Below are 18,905 nucleotides of genomic sequence, written 5' to 3'. Positions count from 1 at the left end.
GTCAATGGTGCTTTACCACCAGTCAATTCTTCTGCTTTTTCAACTGGAATAAATACAGGTCCTTCTAAATATTCGTGTAAGTCTGAACCACAAATCCCAGCCCAGGCAACACGAACAACAACTTCGTTATCCTTTAATGGTTTCAATTCCACTTCTTCAACTCGAACGTCTTTAACACCGTGCCATACAGCAGCCTTCATGATTAAATACCTCTTTTCAAATTACGTTAGATTTTAGAAACTTCACTAAGGATCAGCCATTTTCATCATAGTTAATTCTTATAACTACATAATACTACTTAAACTAAACAAAAAAAACCTTTTGCCTAGCAATTATCACTTTTTTAGTAAACGCTTACAAAAATAGCAAAAAAGATTGTTTTTATTATCTCAAGCCATTAAACTAGCTTTAAAATATTTGGAGGTTTTTGTAATGACTTTAGCGTATGATGCAACAACGTTAGCCCAACATATTCGCAATCATCAAATCACTAGTTTAGAATTAATCGAACAAACCCTAACTAAAATAGAGTCAATTAATCCCAGCCTAAATGCAATTACTCATTTACGCATTAATGAGGCGTTCAATGAAGCTCGCTATTACGATCAAAAAGCTAGTTCCCGTCCCTTTGCGGGTGTTCCTATAGTTATTAAAGATTTGGGTCAAGATTTGGCTGGCTTAGCGGCTACATCTGCATCTAGATTATTTAGTCACAATATTGCTAAAAATACTGACAATTTTGTCCAAGCAATTATTGACGCGGGGTTTGTCATCCTGGGAAATACTAACACACCAGAATTTGGATTTAAAAATATTACTGATCCTACCCTTTTTGGCCCAACATATAATCCATGGAATCTGGATTATTACTCAGGTGGATCATCTGGTGGTGCTGCAAGTGCACTTGCAGCTGATCTACTTAGTATCGTCACTGCTAGTGATGGTGGTGGTTCTATTCGTATTCCAGCATCATTTAGCGGTCTTATTGGACTAAAGCCAACCCGTGGTCGTATTCCTGTTGGCCAAAATAGTTGGCGCGGCTGGCAAGGAGCTTCAATTAGTTTCGGTCTAACACGTTCAATTCAGGACACAGCGCAACTCCTTGATTGCTTACAAACATATCAACCTGCGGCCCCGTTTAGTACTCCTATTTTTGAATTAGGCTTTACGAACACTTTTAAGCATGCTTTATCTCCTAGAATAAAAGTGGCGTATAGTTTAAAATCACCCGTTAAAACTATTGTAAGTGATGATGCAATTAATGCCGTCTTAGAAGCCGTAGCATTTTTAAATCATCATGGTATTGACACAATCGAAGTTGATAATCCCCTTGATGGAATTGCTATGATGGAAAGCTATTATGTTATTAATGGTGGCGAAACTGCTGCAATGTTTAATACAATTGAAACCACACTTGGGCGTAAGCTAACAAGTGCTGACATGGAATTAACGACATGGGCAATTTATCAGGCTGGATTACCTTTAAGTGCCATCGATTACAGTGATACATTAGCTACTTGGGATCGTGCAAGTTTCGTAATGGATAATTTTCTACAAGAATATGATTTATTTTTAACTCCTACAACAGCAACTACTGCACCTAAAATTAAAAATCAACCATTAATTTCATCTAAAACTATAGAGAAAATGCTTCATGTTACTGAACTTTCAAAACAAGCTCGCTTAGATTTAGTCTATGAATTTTTTGCAGATAGTCTAGCATTAACACCATTTACTCAACAAGCTAATTTAACTGGACAACCTGCCATCAGCCTACCCACAAAGATTGCTAGAAATGGATTACCACTCGGAATCCAATTTACTGCTCGTAAAGGGCGTGAAGATTTACTACTTAAAATTGGTTATTTATTTGAACGAGAACAACAGTTTAAATTTTTACATCCAACCATGCTTAAATACATCTGATTTTACATTTGCCTTAAAAATAGTTAAACTGTTCTTTGTGAACTAAAAATTAACATTTGGAGGCTATTATGTATTTTAAGCAAGCAACTGCTACTGATTTCGACACTTTACTGACTATTTTACAAGACGGGCGTGCCCAACTTGCCGAGGCCGGTATTAACCAGTGGCAAGGAGACTATCCTAATGTTGAGCAAGTAAAGGCAGATATTGCTGCCGGTAACGCATACTTATTCAATGATGATACCAATGAAACTGTTGGTACTGTAACCGTCCAACCCGCTCCTGATCGAGTTTATGACAATATGGAAGGTTCTTGGTTGATTGACACTGATTCTTATTTGACAATTCACCGTTTAGCCATTCACTCAAGTCATGCTGGTAACGGTTATGCAACTAGACTCTTTACCCAAGTCATTGAACATATCATTACTGATCACCCTGAAATTAAAAGTCTACGCGTTGATACTCACGTTGATAATTTAGCAATGCAACGGATTATTACTACTAAATTAGGCTTTGAAAAAGTTGGTACCCTTACTGGAATTTATCATCCTGAAGATAAGTGTTTTGTTTACGAAAAAGTTATTTAAAGTTTCGAGCACACTTTGTCCCTTTGCCTAGAAAGGCACTTGAACCTTTAAATTCACTTTGTTTCACATGAAACATCAATAACTAGCAGAAAAGCAGGCTACGTATTAAACTACGTAGCCTGCTTTTACTATGTTATAATAATTCTCGTAATTTGTGCCGTTGAACTTTACCACTTGCGGTTTTAGGAAGTGCATCTACTTTTATAAACTCCACAGGAACTTTATAATGTGCTAAATGCTGTCTACCAAATTCATAAAGATCTTTGATATTAAGCTCACCTTCACTAATAATAAAAGCAACTGGAATCATCCCCCAGTCATTATCACTTTTACCTACAACTGCAATCTCGTACATTCCAGGATATTGGCTATACGCGTGTTCAACTTCGTCTGGAAAAATATTTTCTCCTCCAGAAATAAACATGTCATCTCGACGACCTTTAATAAATAAAAAACCATCTTCATCAATAAATCCTAAATCACCTGTTTGGTACCATCCATCTGGTGTTATTTTACGGGCAAACTCAGATGCTTGATTCAAATACCCAACAGTTAAATTAGGTGCTTGTAATTCAATTTCGCCAACTCCTTGCTCTGAATTAGCTAAGCGAATCTGAACTGGAAATAACGGTTTACCAACTGAACCGATTTTTAAACGTGCATCTGCAAAGTTTAACGCTACAATCTGTGATGATGTTTCTGTCATGCCATATGATTGGATAACCGCAATATTTTGTTGCTCACATTGCGCTAATGTTGTTGGATCAATTGGCCCACCACCAAGTAAAAAACATCGGAATTTTTTATTATAACCGGTCATTGGTACTAGTGGTAGCAAGCGTTTTAGCATAGTTGGTACCACAGACATAATCGTTATAGGCTCCATAGTTAATCGCTTCGTAACCGCTATATCGTCAAAGTGACCAACCAAGTCAACACCCATCCCATAAATTAAGCTTCGCATCATAATTGATAAACCACTAATATGAAACAAAGGCACTGCACACAACCAACGATCATCTTCTGCCAAACCAAGATTCAAAGCTGATCCCATCGCTGAATAAAAGTGATTTTTAAATGTTTGTAGTACTCCATGTGGATTCCCTGTTGTCCCTGAAGTATACATAATTGATGCAACTGCACTTTCAGAAAAATCAGTGATTACTTTAACTGGTGTTGATAAAGTACTACGAACCTCGGATAGTAAATATATCTTAACCGGTAAATCTGCCCATTCCGATAATTTTACTGCTAGCTCATCATCAATTAATAACGCTTCTACATGAGAATCTTGTAGTTGCCGCTGTAATTCATCTTTAGCAAGTCGAAAATTCAAAAGCACCGGCTGGATTCCCAACTGTTGAACTGCCATAATTGTTAAATAACTAGCAGCTGTATTTTTAGCTAAAATTGCAATTCGCTGATTGGTCGTCACCGCCAAAGTTGTTAATTGACCTGCAATCTTAATGACAGCTGTCTGTAATTCTTTGAAAGTCCAACTTTGTTCTGCGACGGTTAAAGCGATGCGTTCAGGATTTAAACTCACCTGTTTTGTTAACCAATTTTGCAATTCATTGCCTCCAGTTGTTTATGGGAATTTAGGAAACTTAGAAAAGTCTGGGGTCCGTTTTTCATTAAAGGCATCCCGACCTTCTTTGGCTTCATCACTTGTGTAGTAAAGCATCGTTGCATCCCCAGCAAATTGTTGAAGACCTGCTAAACCATCAGTATCTGCGTTCATAGCTGCTTTGATGAAACGTAGCGCAGTTGGTGACTTAGTAAGCATTTCGTCACACCATTCTAAAGTTGCTGTTTCCACTTCAGCCAATGGTACAACTCGGTTAATCCAGTTCATTGCCAAAGCTTCTTCAGCAGTGTAGAAATGATTTAAAAACCATACTTCTTTAGCTCGCTTATGACCCACAACACGGGCTAGATAGCCTGACCCATAACCGGCATCAAAGCTACCAACCTTAGGACCAGTTTGCCCAAACATTGCATTATCAGCCGCCACAGTTAGATCACAAACTAATTGTAAAATGTTCCCACCACCAACGGACCATCCTTTAACCATAGCAACAACTGGCTTAGGAATAATGCGAATTAAGCGTTGTAAATCAAGCACGTTTAACCGTGCGATATCATCTGGACCCACGTAACCACCGTTACCACGAACACCTTGGTCACCACCTGAACTAAAGGCTTTATCACCAGCCCCTGTGAGAATGATGGTCCCAATTGTGGCATCATCTCGACAAATTGAGAAGGCTTCAATTAATTCGGCAATTGTCACCGGGGTAAAGGCGTTGTGTCGTTCAGGCCGGTTCATCGTCAATTTAGCAATTGCCCCAGTTCGTTCAAATAAAATTTCTGAATATTCTTTAACAGTTTCCCATTTACGTGTTTCCATTTTTCTTATCCTTTCACGTACAATAATATATAAACCTACTATAGGAGTGTAACTTATGAATTTACTTGATCATTTAAACATCCACATTGACGCCGTTGACGCTCACAAGACTATCATTTCTGTTTCAGTCACCGATGCCCTAAAACAACCCTATGGCATCGTGCATGGCGGGATTAATGCTGTACTAGCTGAAACAGCATCTAGCCTAGCTGCCAATGCGTATGCACCTGCTAATTTGGTCGCAGTTGGTGTCAATATCAATACAAATCATCTCAGACCGGTTGTAACAGGTCAACTAATTGCTACTGCTACACCGATTAGTTTAGGCCGTAATCTTCAAACTTGGCAGGTTGAAATTAATCAAAAACCCAGTAATAAACTAACTAGTACCAGTACTGTAACAACCATGTTGCAAGCTAAACCTACGAATGTTTAAGCTATCACTCAATTTTAAATTACTATATTTATCTTATAAAAGTTATTACGCAAAAAGCAAGTAAAATAGCATTTATATATAAAATATCAATGCTTTAAAAATCAGCACTTACTAATTATTTATAAGTAAAAAAGGCTACAAAAAAGCTAGGAAAATTTATTTTTCCTAGCTTTTTCTATATATTTCGAATTTATTGAACTTCTAGTCCATGTTTTAGTAATAAATTAATATCAAAAATGATTTTATGATTTTTAATTATACACTATTGAATATATTGTGTTAGAAACATTAAAAAAGGCACAATTAATAATGATAAAACAGTAGTTTCTGTTACCATAATTGCTGCATAATCAACATCTGCTTTGTATAAGCTAGCAATAATTGGCGCATTGGTCATGACTGGCATCGCTGATTGCAAAATAAAAACTTGCTTCATTAAAAGTGGTAACTTTGTTGGTATCAACAATAACGTCATTAAAATTGGGGCCACTACAAAACGACCTAAAATAATCAATATATTATCACGTCGTAGTTTTAGTTTAGCTAAACCAGCATTAGCAACCGAATAGCCAATAAAAATCATTGATAGTGGAATTGTCAATCCCCCAAGGTAACTAAGATCCTGGTTAATAAATGTTGGCATTTGTATGTCACATAATACTAAAATCACACCCACAATAAATCCCATTAATGGTGGTGAAAAAATCTTACCTAAGGTTGCCTTCCAATCAAATATAACTGGAACTGCTCCATCTTTTTGAATTAAATACACCCCTAATGTCCAAAAAATTGTCGTATTAGCCATGTAATAAATCAAAATATATGGAATCGCTTTGTCACCAAACAACGCTTGATTAATTGGTAAACCAACAAAGACCGTATTTGAATTGAAAAACATTGATGTAAATAGACCCCGATGCGATCGTTTTATCTGGAAAACTTGCACTAAAATCATCGCTACAACCATTAGAAGCATCATCGAAATAACTGGAAATCTTAAATCAGGGATAATTGCTAATAGTTCATGGGCCTTAAACTTTTGCGTTATAGTAACCACCATATAAGCTGGCAATGAAATTTGGGTTACCAATCGTGTCAATAAGCGTGCTGACTTATCATCAAACCAATTACGTTTTGTTAGAATATAACCAACAGCAATCATAATCAAAATGATTAAGACTCCTGAAATACCATGCAAAAATACACTCATTAGTGACCCCTATCGTTCTTTCATAATTTGAAATACAGCAAATAAGAATAATTGAACTAGGACAAAACAAAATACAAAAGCAATCATATCGGGTGTAAAAGCATGTTTTATTTGCATTAATGTTCCGTGAAAATTAGTAATTAAATCAGTTGTATTTAATCGCTTGTACCGACCAAGATATATTCCTACCGCAGACATAAATGACAAAACACCATAGAATAAAACTTGAATACTAAAATCTGGATCACGAACAAATCGTTCAAATACCAACGTTGCACTTCCTAATCCAAATAGGACTCCAGAAAAAATTCCTAGTGCCAAAATCGCATAGTGTGCATATTGATATGCAGTAACAATATTCGTACCAATTGATGATAAATGAATAAAATCTGTAATCATGTACATTGTATTAGGATAAAAAGCGAGCCAAACTAAACCTAATATTCCTGCGATAATATTGCTTTTAGTATGTTTAATAGCTAAGCTAATATCAAAAGGAATTAATGCTAATGTCACATTAACAATTAAAAACATATATTGGTTTTTAGTCACATACAAAAAACCAAGAAACATAATTACTAATATATGTAACAGGACAATTTGTGGAAATTCTTTCTTTAGCAAATTGCGACCTCCTTGTATAATGCTATTAATTTCTATCATAACCCGTAATCTCAAGAAACCAAAATATTTTTAAATTTATTAAGCAATCTTTAGACCCTTATAATTACAAACAATAAGTTAAAAAAGTCAGTCATTTAAATTGACTGACTTTTTTTAATCACCCAATATGTTACGAACTAATTTTTGTAAATTAGGGATAACATCCATCTCAAACCATGGGTTCTTCTTTAACCATCGTTGATTCATTGGTGATGGATGCACAATTGGAAAATATTTGGGTTGATACTTAGCGTAATCTCGCACAACTTGGGTTAGTGTTTGTTTACTATTTAAGTGTAAATAATACTTCTGTGCATAAGTACCAACTAAAATAATTAATCGCACTTGAGGCATTAATGCTATTAATTGTGGGTGCCATTTAGCCGCAAAATTCTTTCGAGGTGGTCGGTCACCACTATTGCCTTTACCAGGGAAGTAAAAATCCATTGGTAAAATTGCAAATTTACCTGAATGATAAAATTCATCATCTGATACTGCTAACCATTGCCGCAAACGTTGCCCACTTTGATCATGCCAAACAATTTGGCTTGCTTGTGCTTTTTTACCTGGGGCTTGACCAATAATTATAATTTCCGCAGCTGGGTTCACAAAATATAATGGATCAATGCCCGCCTGCGTATAAAGTTGATTTTCAGCATCGTTTTTAATTGCCATAAAAATATCATCAAATTTATTCATGACACACCTCACTTCAACATTAACTAGCTATTGGCCTTACTATATCACTTTTATCAATACCATGCTTATTTATGACTAACTGATCGCCAGTAAGCAAAAACTCCAATAAGAACAACGGCTCCAATTGTAATTAAAACTGCTGGATTTAAAAGAGTACCTTTTTTACTAGCCTTTTCATCATTTGCTGTAGCCTCATGATGCTTGGTTTTGCGTGTGGCACTACTTGAATCTGATGTATCATCGATACTACTTGAATCTGAACTTTTACTGGTACTACTTGACGCTGCCGTTAACGCTGAGCTACTTGATGCTTCTTTTGTTAATGAATTACTTGATGCTTCCTTTGTAGATGACTTTATTGGTTCACCGGTAGCCGCTTGTTTTGAAGAACTATTTGCTACTATTGATGAACTACTTGGAATATTATTTTCTGATGAACTTAATGTGCTTTCAGTAGATTGGTTATTGGTCTCATTAGAATTACTACTTGGAATATTGTTATTACCAAATCGGAATTGAAATTGATAACTTGAATTTTGACCTGAAAGTGAGATAGATCCATTTAATTGACGTTGTAAATCAGCTGTATAAAAAGTTACTTGTGAAACTTTGTCATCTTCTGAATTACTAAGTACATTTACTGCTACTGGACTGCCATCAATTGTTAGTGAAGTAATTTGACTATTAGAAACTGGTCCAACTAATTCAATATTAAAAGTCACTTTATAACGTGAGCCTAACGCTGTTATTTGAGCAGGTTTATCAAAAAAAGGATCAATTGATGATGCTTGATTCGTCTGAGTATCAATAATTGAATAACTTGTTTGATACGTTGCTGCTTGAATTTGTTTTGGTATCATTACAAGACTAACCGCAACAATGGCTGTTGCAATTAAATTGGCAATAGATAATTTCTTTACATTCATTTTTATTTATTCCTCTATTCAACTAATTACTTTAGTTATTTTTAAAAATAAATTATACCATAATGTATGGACCTATATACTACCGTTTACTGTAATTTAGCCGCAGCAATTGCCTGCCCAAAACTGGTATCAGTATAGCTATCTATTGCTATTTTTAAATCATCTATTTCTAAGTCTGCACCGAATGTATTAATACCTGGTTGTAACTTTAAACCGTCATGAAGGCTGGATAAAATCAGTGGATTAAAACCAAAATCAGTTACAATCGCTGCCACTTTCTTAACTGCAATTGCATCATCACCTGCTACTGCAATTGCTTTAATGCTACTATTTTCAGGATTAACGATGCTTGATTCATCTAATAAATCGTGATATCCCATATGATTAAAAGCTTTAACTATATAACTACTGTTAAAGTATTCTTGAACTAATTCACTTGTCCCATATTGTGGATTATTAAAATCATCACGTTTACCATCCACTTCCCACCAATAATTCATAGCATCTAAAACAACTTTACCCATGAACATATCTGAATCAAGTTGTGCAAACTTACTTAATGGCAATGCTAAAATGATATTATCATTTTGTTTAGCAACCTCTAAACTTGTCATCGCCTTGGCACCAGGTGCTAATACTGCCATTGTTAAACTAATTTTTTCAGGTGATCCTGAACCGGCAATAGCAACTTCGTATCCCGCTTGTAAACCAATTTGTGCTAAAACAATTCCTAATTTACCAGCGCCAATAATCCCAATTTTTTTAGTCATTAATTTCCTCCGCTAAGATTTGTCTAACTTGTGGAATAACCTCTTTAGCGTACAATTCAATTGTTTGTTGCCGCTCAGCTGGTGTTTGATTCCCTGCACTATAAACTAAATCAAACCGATTAACCCCTAATCCTTTAATTGCACGTGCAATTCTTTGTGCGACGGTTGTGGGTGAACCAACATAATACGAACCAGTTGCTATTTCCTTTTCAAAGCGCTCACGTGTCATAGGTGCCCACCCACGTTCTTGGCCAATTTTATCCATTTGAACACGTAATGACCGCCAAGCGATATCATAAGCAGCTTCATCTGTTGGCGCAATCACACCATGTGAGTGCATGCCAATCGGATATTTTGGTGTACCTAATTGTTCCGTTGCTTTTTCATATAATCGCATATAAGGTTTAAATCGCTCTGGTGAACCACCAATAATCGCTAACATAATTGGTAAGCCGTAACGAGCTGCACGAATAATTGACTCTGGTGAACCACCGACCCCTACATAAGCTTCTAGTTGGCCACTTTCAGTTTTAGGAAAGATTTCCACATCATTTAAGGCCGCACGGGTTGTTCCTTGCCAAGTTACCGGCTTTTCTGTTAATAACTTACTAAATAACGCAAGCTTTTCTTCAAATAGTATCTCGTAATCTTGCAAATCAAATCCAAATAAGGGAAATGATTCAGTAAATGATCCACGCCCTAACATCACTTGAGCTCGACCATGTGAAATCGCATCTAATGTAGCAAATCTTTCAAACACTCGAACTGGATCATCCGAGCTCAATACCGTCACTGCTGTTGATAATTTTATTTGTCTGCATAGCAATAGCTGCCAATATCATTTCCGGACTTGAAATAGCATAATCTGCACGATGATGTTCCCCAAGTGCGATAATGTCAACACCTAATTTATCTGCTAAAATCGCCTCAGCAATAACTTGTCTAATTGCTTGTGCATCTGATAGCATTTGATCTTGATCATCAAGTGGAATATCACCAAATGTGTCTAATCCAAATAAAATCTTTTCCATATTAATATCCTCTTTGTATTTCACTTATTTTTAGTAAGTATAACATGAAGACTTAAATTCGCAAAGTGTTTAACTATCTTGGTATTAACATTGGGAATTATTTGCAGAATAACTACTAAAACAATTATAATAACTATATTAGGAACTTATCAAAGTGAGGTTAGTAAAATGAAAAAATTTATCTTAGCTATCCCTATTGCTTTCCTTGGCTTAAGTTTAACTGCTTGCGGTAATAACCAGCCTAATCAAGTTAGTGATACAACCAGTAAAATTAGTTCCAATGATACTAGTAACTCCAATAATGAACAGCACCACAACGAACGTTCATCTTCAAGCTCTAGCAATAAATCTGTAACTAGTACACAAACACCTTCAAAACCAGCAACAACAGATAATCGCATTGGCCAATTAAATACTAAATTGGTAGATGTCCTTGGTAAAATTGCATTACCTCAAGTAGATGGTTTAAATAAAGGTAGTGCTAATTTGAATGTACGGTATACTGGTGATACAAATAATTATCAAATTTTCTATAGCGTTGGTAACCAACCACGACCTTTTAATGCCGCTAATCTTAAAAATGAAAATCCATATGCTATATTTCAAAAACAAACATTTAGTTCAGTAGACCAAGCTGCTCAACAAATTAATTATATAAGCCCTGATAATAATCAAGGTTTACCTTCAACCGATTTAGGTAGTGGCATTACGGGGTATTCTCAAATGGGAGCTGGTAATATTCATCTGGTCTGGAACGAAGGTAATTGGTCGTTATCAGTGCATGCCATTAATATTGAAAATCAAGATCCAAAACCAATGGCCAAAGAAATTGTTACACTATTAAATACTTATCGCTTGCCTATCCCTGATAAACACGGTCAAGTTCAGCTTGATGTCAATATTAATCCTGGTGCCCGTGATCAAATAATTAGATGGCAAGCCAAAAATGTTGTTTATACAATTACTGCACATGATCCAAGCACGGCTATTAAGTTAGCTGCAAGTATCAAATAATTTTTTATCTACAAGGAGCACATTAATGGGCATTGAACCACTTAATACCACATCAGCTTTCCATCTTCAACCAACATATCCTGGCCAAGCATCAGCTACTGATAAAAATGCATTTGCTGCTGCCTTAGCTACTACTGACGTACCACAAATTGCCACGATTCATTGGGGTGATACCTTATCAGCTTTAGCCGCCACGTATCACACTACCGTTGCACAATTAGCTACCATCAATCATATTAGCAACCCTGATATGATCTATGCTGGTAATCAATTAATTATTCCTAAAACCACTACAGATGAGACTGTTAGTCTTCATAATCAGGCCCAAGCACCAATGCAATCAGTTAAGCCTGTTAGTACTAATAGTGGCAATACCAGCAATACCAGTATTGTTCCTACCCTTAATCCGGCTGAACATGCTGCTCGTGATTACATTGTTACTCATGAATCGCATGGTAGCTATACTGCTCGAAATGGTAAATATATTGGTAAATATCAACTAGATCAAAGTTATTTAAATGGTGATTTTTCGCCTGCTAACCAAGAACGTGTTGCACAAACATATGTTACTCAACGCTATGGTTCATGGACAAATGCAATGACCCATTGGCAAACTCACCATTGGTATTAAAGAACCATTTAATAAACGATAATCAAAAATGACCAAGGCACAGTTTACCTTGGTCATTTTTTTATAAAAAAATTATCAACTAAATATATGGTTTAAACTTTAAATGGATTAAAGAATCGCCCACCATTAAATCTAAATAATGCAATCCCAATCAAAATAACAATAATAACTACTAATAATGCTAAATAATCAATTTGACTTAACTTATGATCCATATACCATGTCCGCTTTTTATTGCGTCCAAAGCGTCGTAGTTCCATTGCTTGGCTAATTGTATCAATCCGCTCTAAACTAGAAAAAATTAATGGCATCAGTATTTGTGTAACCCCTTTGAGTCGAACACTTAGCTTAGCCTTCTTAGAAAGTTCATATCCCCGAGCTTGCTGTGCTAGACTTATTTGACCATATGTTGCTTGAACATCCGGAATATAGCGAAGCGCTAAAGCAATTGCATAACTAATTCGATATGATATTCCTAATCGATTTAAACTTGCAGCAAATTCACTAGGATTTGTTGTGATCAAGAAAATCAAGGCTAAAGGGACTGTCACAATATATTTAAGGGCTAAGTTTAGCTCATAAAATAGTTGTTCTTGTGTCAATGTAAAATAGCCATGGTTACCTAAAATCAAATGTCGTGTACCATAAATATGAACACCGTATTCAGGTGCAAAAATATACACCGTTATTAAGTTAAGCAGTGAGAATATTAAAATTACTTTCACTACTAAGCTAATTTGTTGCCATTTAATTTTAGCTTGCTTAAACACAACCAGCGTTAGCATCATCACAACCACGATAAAGCGAGTATCATAACTAGCCATCGTGATTATTGATAAACCAATAAAGGCTAATAATTTAGTTGCTCCACCCAAACGGTGCAACCACGTATCTTGCGGGTCATACCCAAATAATTGATTATTCATTTTGACCTCGCATTTCGTATTTGATTACCTGTTCAGTGAAGTTAACTGGATCAAGCTTAAATCGCTGCGCTAACTTATAGAGACTAGTTTGTGCTAATGAAGCTTCTGCAACCACTTGTTCATTAGCTAAAATGGCGGCTGGTGTATCATCAACTAAAATACCACCTGATCCTAATGCAATTGTACGATTAGCATATTCTAGCATCAAGTGCATATCATGCGTCACAAATATTAATGTGACTCCAGTAGTTGCATTTAAATGCTTCAAAAATTGCATCATTTCTGTATAGTGTGCCCAATCTTGTCCCGCTGTTGGTTCATCTAAAATTATCATTTGTGGTTTTAAAACTAAGATACTAGCGATAGTTACTCGTTTCTTCTGACCAAAACTTAAAGCTGAAATAGGCCAGTTTCTAAAAGCATACAAACCACATATCTTTAAAACTTCATCGACACGGCGAGTAATTTCAGCTGATTTGATACCACGTAGTTCAAGGCCTAATGCAACCTCATCACGAATCATAATCTTACTAATCATGTGATTTGGATCTTGCATAACGTAGCCAATTTTATCCGCACGCTCTTTCACTGATAATGTTGCTAAATCTATGCCATTAAACTTAATAGTTCCAGCATTAGGGCTCACAAAGCCCGTAATTAATTGACTTAACGTTGTCTTACCAACTCCGTTTTTACCAACTAAAGCTACCATTTCTCCTTGGTTAATTGCTAAACTAAAATTCTTAAAAATTTGTGGTCCATTGGTATACTTAAAATTAATATTTTCAAGAGTTAATAATGGTAAACCATTTGATTTATCTGGTGTTACTGTCGTATGCGTTTGCCAAGCTTGTAATCTTTCACCTAAACTTGGACTATTAATCTTAGCCATATCGCTTAAATCTTTAACAGATGCTAACGGTACTTGAGCGGCTTTCAAAGCTTCAATGTAGAGCGGTTCCCGCAAACCAACCTCTTTAAAAATAGTTGTTTGTAGTATATCTTCTGGATGTGCATCAGCTACAATTCGACCGTTACTCATTACAATAATCCGATCAACTGGTTGTGTTAAAACATCTTCAATTCGATGTTCAATCATTACTACTGTCATCCCCAGTTGTTGATGTAACTCATTAATTAATGCCATTGCCTGCTCACCAGCTGCTGGATCTAACGCAGCTAACGGTTCATCAAATAATAAAATTTCACCTTCATCAATTAAGACTCCAGCCATAGCATTACGCTGTTTTTGACCGCCTGATAAGGTTTGTGGATTTTGCATTAATTGTTGTTCTAAGTCAAGTTTGGCTGCCCATTCTTTAACCTTGGTTTTCATACTTACATTATTTACTGCATCATTTTCTAAGGCAAATGCAATATCTTCAGCCGCAGTTAATGATACAAATTGTGTATCTGGATCTTGTAAAACCGTCCCAACATGCAAAGACAAATCAAAAAGGTTAGCATGATTAACATCAACACCCGCTACTGTAACTTTACCTGTTAAAGTCCCAGATATAGCATGTGGTATCAAACCATTGATTAAGTTACCTAAAGTCGATTTGCCTGAACCAGAGGGACCTACTATCAAAACTTTTTCACCGCGTTTAATTTTCAAATTAATATCATATAAAGTTGGCTCTGCTTGGCTATCATATTGAAAGCTAACATTTTCAAAGTTAATTACAGTATCTACTGTAGCTTCCTGTGCTGATTGCGATGGTGCTTTTAAGGTTCTTTGTGAACCAGCATCTTCATGCACCAAACTTCCCTTTTGTGTCCGTGACTTGGCGTATGCTACTAGTAGTATTGTCCCGATTACACCAGTTGAAATACTATTTGAAATACTAGCAATAATACCTTGCACAAAAACTTTAGTAGCTGGTTCAGAATAAATTATCATATCTAGAATTGGTGCAACAATTGCCCAACCAATAAAATTAATAACAACTTGTATTACATTATAAATAGCAATTTTACGTCTTCCAAATTGGCCACTCTCAATATCTAGATAATTTTTCAACAAACCAATTGCCAAGCCGATTAGTCCGGTAGTAAATACCCACGACCACCATGGACTACCAAATTGAGTAGCATCATTCAAGGCATGACCAGCAAATCCAATAATAAAAGCAGCAGTTGGTCCAAAAAGAACTGCGAAAAATCCTAAAAAACCGTACGACGTATCAATACTCGTATTAGGGAAAAATGTTGGAATCGAAACCCACCGTTTTAATAAAAATAAAATAGCAGTCCCAATCCCAATAGCTACAACCGTTCTAACGCTTAACCCCTTACGTTTCGTTTTCTTATTCACTTGTACTCCTCTCATAATCTCAAAATATCTCTTATACCCGAACATAATATGTATATTAAGATATTACTATAAAAATGAAATGCTTTGCAGTCTTTATTGAGGTATACCGAATATAATTTAAGAACTATTAATATTTTGATAATAATATTAACTAAATAAACGATAAAAAGGCCCAAGGAGTATCCTTGAGCTTTTTTATCGTTTATTTAGCGCACCACAATTGCTTGATATGCTGCCAATGTGATTTTATTTGCTGTATTATCTAAAGTTGGCAAATTATTTAAAAGTACCTCATCAAACTGATATTCAACGCTAACATTTTGATTGTCTAAATTAACAATCAATGTCACTTGCTTTGCAGCTAGTATACGCTGATAAGCAACAACATTAGCACCTAAGTTAATAGGTTTTAAGGTGCCTTCAATCAAAATATTATGAATATCAGTCTGCCGTAGTTGACCTAATTGCCGATAAAAGTTAAGGACAGATGTTTGATCAACATCCTCAGCGACTACATTAATATCATCTCGATCATCACCCATTGGTAACCATGGCGTTACTGTTGAAAAGCCACCAAATACACTGTCATCCCATTGCATTGGTGTTCGGGCATTATCACGAGACTTTGCATTAACTGAAGCCAAAGTCTCACTCATACTCATCCCAGCTGCCAAGCCTGCATGGTAGTTATTAATGGTTGATACATCGTTAAATTCTTCAATTGAATTGCGATGTGCATTTTTCATACCAATTTCTTGACCTTGGTAAATAAATGGTACTCCTGGTAAATAATAATACATTGTTGCCAAAGCCTTAGCAGCGGTTGGTGTTTGATCAGCTTTATTAGGTACTAGTTTTGATAACACTCGTGGCTGATCATGATTTTCAAGTACATTAGCAGCATGGCCCCCAATTGTATGGATAGCTCGTTGACTATTGAAAAGAATCTCCTTCAAATCAGGTACCGTCCAATTAGCACGACCACGAAACCACTCATCAACATTTTTAACATCGATATTCATGTAGCTAAAATCAAAAATCATTGAAAAGTAGCCATCTGGGCCAATATACCTTTTTAAATCAGCTTCAGGAACACCGTATGCTTCACCAATCGTGACACAGTCATATTTATCAAATGTTTCTCGTTTTAATTCATCTAAGAAAAGATTAATTCCAGGCCTATTTTGGCCTTTTTTTACGACACTAGCCATTCCATCATTAGCATCAGGTTCGATACTAGCCCAGTCTAAGTCTTTCTTTAAATGAGTAATCGCATCAATCCGAAAACCACCAATACCTTTATCTAACCACCAATTTATCATTTGATATATTTCTTGGCGTAACTCTGGATTTTCCCAATTTAATTCAGGTTGTTGTGGTGCAAAAGTATGGAAGTAATAATTTCCTGGTTCACCTGGAACTTCTGTCCATGTTGATCCACCAAAAATACCTCGCCAATTATTAGGCACTTTACCATTATTTGTTTGTTTAAAAATATAATAATCTCGATATTTGCTCTTTGGATCAGCTAAGGCTGCTTTAAACCATGCATGTTGGTCAGAAGTGTGATTAACAACTAAATCCATAATAATTTTAATATCACGCTGCTTAGCTTTTATCAATAACTCATCAAAATCAGCCATCGTCCCAAATTGAGGATCAATAGCTTGATAATCAGATATATCATACCCCATATCTACCATTGGTGATTGGTAAATCGGTGAAATCCAAATCATGGTAACTCCCAAACTTTTTAAGTAATCTAACTTACTAATAATCCCTTGTAAATCACCAATACCATCAGCATTTGTATCTTGGAATGAACGTGGATAGATTTGATAGGCAACTTGATCTTGCCACCATTTTAGTTGTTTTGGCATTGTTTTACTCCTTTAAATTATTTAACCGTTGCTGCTAAGTGTTCTTTAACTCCAAATGAAGCAAAAGCACCGATAATCAAAAGCATCCCTGCAATCAATAACATACTTGGCATATGATCATGTAGTAACGGGAAGATTGCAAATGAAGCAACCGATGCCACAATTTGTGGTAAACAAATTGACCCATTAAACAATCCTAAATACGTACCCTCATTTTGCCCTTGCAACGCAGTGGTAAGATACATAAATGGAATTGACGTTGTCGTTACCCAGCCAATACCAATTAAGACAAATGATAAAATCAATGGATATTGAGTATGAATAAAGAAAATTGATGCAAAACCAATCCCACCTAATAAAAGACCACCAAAGTAAGCCACTTTACGTTGACTTGGATGAGTATTTGATAACACAAATCCCCACACTACTGAAGCGACTGCTTGAACTGCTGATAAAATACCAAACCAGTTACCAGCTGCTTGATAAGCAGCAGTGGTTGGATCATTAGTATGCCAAACATTATCCGCTACAGCTCCAGTACCGTAAGTCCAAAGGTATTGGAATGCACCCCAGCAGAAGAATTGTACAATTGTTAAGGTCCAAAAAACTTTAGGTGCTGACTTTAACAGTTCAAAGAATCCTTTTTTCTCATTTTTTTGTTCATTAGTAACACCATGGTACTTTGCATATTCAACATCATTATATTCATGAACGTTTTTTATCGTGAATAACGAACTAACAACTAATAAAATAGCACCAATATAAAATGCATAAATAACAGAATCTGGGATACGCCCCTTAGCAGCAACGTTTGCAACCCCAATTGCTGTTAAGCCAAAAGGTAATAATGTTGCTAAAATACTACCAATGTTACTCCAAATTGATTGATATGACCATGCATAATTTTTTTGATTATCATTAACAGTATCACCAATAATCATTTTAAATGGTTGCATAGCGACGTTTGAAGATAAATCCATAAATAAAATTGCAAATGCTCCAAATGACAACGCAGCTAGGGAGTCATATCCAAAGCCAAATGAGCCTGAGTTAGGTAGCAACATCATCATAATTACTGATACAAACGCACCAATTAATAAATAAGGTAAGCGCCGGCCACCCAGTTTGGGTAACCACGTCTTATCTGAGAAATAACCGACTAATGGTTGGACAAATAAGCCCACAAGTGGTGGTAGAATAAAAAAGAAGCCTAATTTAGTTGGATCTGCTCCGATGGTTTGAAATATTCGTCCCATGCTAGAACTTTGTAATGAAAAAGCCATTGAAACACCCAGATTACCAAATGTCATTAGCATGATTGTTTTTTTTGAAAGAAGCGGTAAACTACGAACATGATTAGCACTTGCTTGCATCTTAATTTCCTCCTAGAAATTAATTTATTTTAAATATCTTTGACTACTTCATTAATTTACCGCATAATGGAAACGCTTACAATATTTTAAAACGTGTTACCGG

The 18,905-nt window shown here is 35.7% G+C and carries 16 protein-coding genes and 3 pseudogenes; 5 read left to right on the top strand and 14 right to left on the bottom strand.

From position 1 onward, the window contains the following. Nucleotides 1-200: pseudogene (locus tag HF964_RS04770) on the bottom strand (alcohol dehydrogenase catalytic domain-containing protein); the annotation flags it as partial. A 232-nt stretch (nt 201-432) separates the two neighbouring features. On the opposite strand from HF964_RS04770, the gene HF964_RS04765 reads away from it, so the two are divergent. Both HF964_RS04765 and HF964_RS04760 read left to right on the top strand, forming a co-directional pair. After that, a complete protein-coding gene (locus tag HF964_RS04765; protein WP_168721912.1) occupies nt 433-1,926 on the top strand; it encodes an amidase in 1,494 nt (497 codons plus the stop codon). Nucleotides 1,927-1,994: 68 nt separating this feature from the next. After that, nucleotides 1,995-2,516, top strand: coding sequence for a GNAT family N-acetyltransferase (locus HF964_RS04760; protein WP_168721911.1), 522 nt, complete (start codon nt 1,995-1,997; stop codon nt 2,514-2,516). A gap of 133 nt (nt 2,517-2,649) precedes the next feature. On the opposite strand, the gene HF964_RS04755 is transcribed toward HF964_RS04760, so the two are convergent. Both HF964_RS04755 and menB read right to left on the bottom strand, forming a co-directional pair. Beyond that, nucleotides 2,650-4,086 (bottom strand): o-succinylbenzoate--CoA ligase, encoded by a 1,437-nt coding sequence (locus tag HF964_RS04755; RefSeq protein WP_168721910.1) that lies wholly within the window; start codon nt 4,084-4,086, stop codon nt 2,650-2,652. 18 nt (nt 4,087-4,104) lie between these two features. After that, nucleotides 4,105-4,926: a 1,4-dihydroxy-2-naphthoyl-CoA synthase gene (menB, locus tag HF964_RS04750; protein WP_168721909.1), complete on the bottom strand. Its 822-nt coding sequence runs from the start codon at nt 4,924-4,926 to the stop codon at nt 4,105-4,107. 55 nt (nt 4,927-4,981) lie between these two features. Between menB and HF964_RS04745 the strand changes: the two genes are divergently transcribed. Continuing rightward, nucleotides 4,982-5,362, top strand: a complete 381-nt coding sequence (locus HF964_RS04745; RefSeq protein ID WP_168721908.1) for a PaaI family thioesterase — start codon at nt 4,982-4,984, stop codon at nt 5,360-5,362. Between the two features lie 262 nt (nt 5,363-5,624). Here the strand turns inward: HF964_RS04745 and HF964_RS04740 are convergent, their stop codons facing one another. The 6 genes and pseudogenes from HF964_RS04740 to HF964_RS04715 all read right to left on the bottom strand — a co-directional run bounded on the left by HF964_RS04740 (nt 5,625) and on the right by HF964_RS04715 (nt 10,661). After that, nucleotides 5,625-6,572 (bottom strand): AEC family transporter, encoded by a 948-nt coding sequence (locus HF964_RS04740; RefSeq protein ID WP_168721907.1) that lies wholly within the window; start codon nt 6,570-6,572, stop codon nt 5,625-5,627. A gap of 9 nt (nt 6,573-6,581) precedes the next feature. Then, on the bottom strand, nt 6,582-7,196 hold the full coding sequence (locus HF964_RS04735; protein WP_168721906.1) for a DUF1361 domain-containing protein: 615 nt from the start codon (nt 7,194-7,196) through the stop codon (nt 6,582-6,584). Between the two features lie 153 nt (nt 7,197-7,349). After that, nucleotides 7,350-7,934, bottom strand: a complete 585-nt coding sequence (locus HF964_RS04730; protein ID WP_168721905.1) for a uracil-DNA glycosylase family protein — start codon at nt 7,932-7,934, stop codon at nt 7,350-7,352. Nucleotides 7,935-7,999: 65 nt separating this feature from the next. After that, nucleotides 8,000-8,860 carry an NEAT domain-containing protein gene (locus HF964_RS04725; protein ID WP_168721904.1) on the bottom strand — a complete coding sequence of 287 codons (861 nt, stop codon included), beginning with the start codon at nt 8,858-8,860 and terminating at the stop codon, nt 8,000-8,002. Between the two features lie 86 nt (nt 8,861-8,946). Next, complete coding sequence (locus tag HF964_RS04720) at nt 8,947-9,630, bottom strand: NADPH-dependent F420 reductase (RefSeq protein ID WP_168721903.1); 684 nt, start codon at nt 9,628-9,630, stop codon at nt 8,947-8,949. Beyond that, a pseudogene (locus HF964_RS04715) lies at nt 9,623-10,661 on the bottom strand (LLM class flavin-dependent oxidoreductase). The gene HF964_RS04720 and the pseudogene HF964_RS04715 overlap by 8 nt, the downstream one beginning before the upstream one ends. 168 nt (nt 10,662-10,829) lie before the next feature. Here HF964_RS04715 and HF964_RS04710 point away from each other — a divergent pair. Beyond that, the gene (locus HF964_RS04710; protein ID WP_168721902.1) at nt 10,830-11,675 is read left to right on the top strand and encodes a hypothetical protein; all 846 of its coding nucleotides are present in this window, start codon (nt 10,830-10,832) and stop codon (nt 11,673-11,675) included. 25 nt (nt 11,676-11,700) lie between these two features. Further along, nucleotides 11,701-12,306 carry an aggregation-promoting factor gene (gene apf / locus HF964_RS04705; protein WP_168721901.1) on the top strand — a complete coding sequence of 202 codons (606 nt, stop codon included), beginning with the start codon at nt 11,701-11,703 and terminating at the stop codon, nt 12,304-12,306. A gap of 92 nt (nt 12,307-12,398) precedes the next feature. On the opposite strand, the gene HF964_RS04700 is transcribed toward apf, so the two are convergent. The 5 genes and pseudogenes from HF964_RS04700 to HF964_RS04680 all read right to left on the bottom strand — a co-directional run bounded on the left by HF964_RS04700 (nt 12,399) and on the right by HF964_RS04680 (nt 18,802). After that, a complete protein-coding gene (locus tag HF964_RS04700) occupies nt 12,399-13,232 on the bottom strand; it encodes an energy-coupling factor transporter transmembrane component T family protein (RefSeq protein WP_168721900.1) in 834 nt (277 codons plus the stop codon). Further along, entirely contained in the window at nt 13,225-14,916 is a 1,692-nt protein-coding gene (locus tag HF964_RS04695) for an energy-coupling factor transporter ATPase (protein ID WP_168721920.1), read from the bottom strand. Before HF964_RS04695 ends, HF964_RS04700 begins: the two co-directional genes overlap by 8 nt. 84 nt (nt 14,917-15,000) lie before the next feature. Then, a pseudogene (locus tag HF964_RS09975) lies at nt 15,001-15,564 on the bottom strand (ECF-type riboflavin transporter substrate-binding protein); the annotation flags it as partial. Between the two features lie 191 nt (nt 15,565-15,755). Then, nucleotides 15,756-17,429 (bottom strand): alpha-glucosidase, encoded by a 1,674-nt coding sequence (locus HF964_RS04685; protein ID WP_168721899.1) that lies wholly within the window; start codon nt 17,427-17,429, stop codon nt 15,756-15,758. Nucleotides 17,430-17,446: 17 nt separating this feature from the next. Further along, a complete protein-coding gene (locus HF964_RS04680) occupies nt 17,447-18,802 on the bottom strand; it encodes an SLC45 family MFS transporter (protein ID WP_168721898.1) in 1,356 nt (451 codons plus the stop codon). Between the last annotated feature and the right edge of the window lie 103 nt (nt 18,803-18,905).

This window comes from Periweissella fabalis (genome assembly GCF_012396505.1).
Taxonomy (GTDB): Bacteria; Bacillota; Bacilli; order Lactobacillales; family Lactobacillaceae; genus Periweissella; species Periweissella fabalis.
Note: the sequence above shows the minus strand (reverse complement) of the source record. Positions and strands in the feature narration are given on the sequence as shown.

Bases quoted from the DNA above. Each gene is read 5' to 3' on its own strand.
- HF964_RS04765 (WP_168721912.1), top strand. From the start codon at position 433: ATGACTTTAGCGTATGATGCAACAACGTTAGCCCAACATATTCGCAAT.
- HF964_RS04760 (WP_168721911.1), top strand. From the start codon at position 1,995: ATGTATTTTAAGCAAGCAACTGCTACTGATTTCGACACTTTACTGACT.
- menB (WP_168721909.1), bottom strand. From the start codon at position 4,926: ATGGAAACACGTAAATGGGAAACTGTTAAAGAATATTCAGAAATTTTA.
- HF964_RS04745 (WP_168721908.1), top strand. From the start codon at position 4,982: ATGAATTTACTTGATCATTTAAACATCCACATTGACGCCGTTGACGCT.
- HF964_RS04740 (WP_168721907.1), bottom strand. From the start codon at position 6,572: ATGAGTGTATTTTTGCATGGTATTTCAGGAGTCTTAATCATTTTGATT.
- HF964_RS04730 (WP_168721905.1), bottom strand. From the start codon at position 7,934: ATGAATAAATTTGATGATATTTTTATGGCAATTAAAAACGATGCTGAA.
- HF964_RS04725 (WP_168721904.1), bottom strand. From the start codon at position 8,860: ATGAATGTAAAGAAATTATCTATTGCCAATTTAATTGCAACAGCCATT.
- HF964_RS04720 (WP_168721903.1), bottom strand. From the start codon at position 9,630: ATGACTAAAAAAATTGGGATTATTGGCGCTGGTAAATTAGGAATTGTT.
- HF964_RS04710 (WP_168721902.1), top strand. From the start codon at position 10,830: ATGAAAAAATTTATCTTAGCTATCCCTATTGCTTTCCTTGGCTTAAGT.
- apf (WP_168721901.1), top strand. From the start codon at position 11,701: ATGGGCATTGAACCACTTAATACCACATCAGCTTTCCATCTTCAACCA.
- HF964_RS04700 (WP_168721900.1), bottom strand. From the start codon at position 13,232: ATGAATAATCAATTATTTGGGTATGACCCGCAAGATACGTGGTTGCAC.
- HF964_RS04685 (WP_168721899.1), bottom strand. From the start codon at position 17,429: ATGCCAAAACAACTAAAATGGTGGCAAGATCAAGTTGCCTATCAAATC.
- HF964_RS04680 (WP_168721898.1), bottom strand. From the start codon at position 18,802: ATGCAAGCAAGTGCTAATCATGTTCGTAGTTTACCGCTTCTTTCAAAA.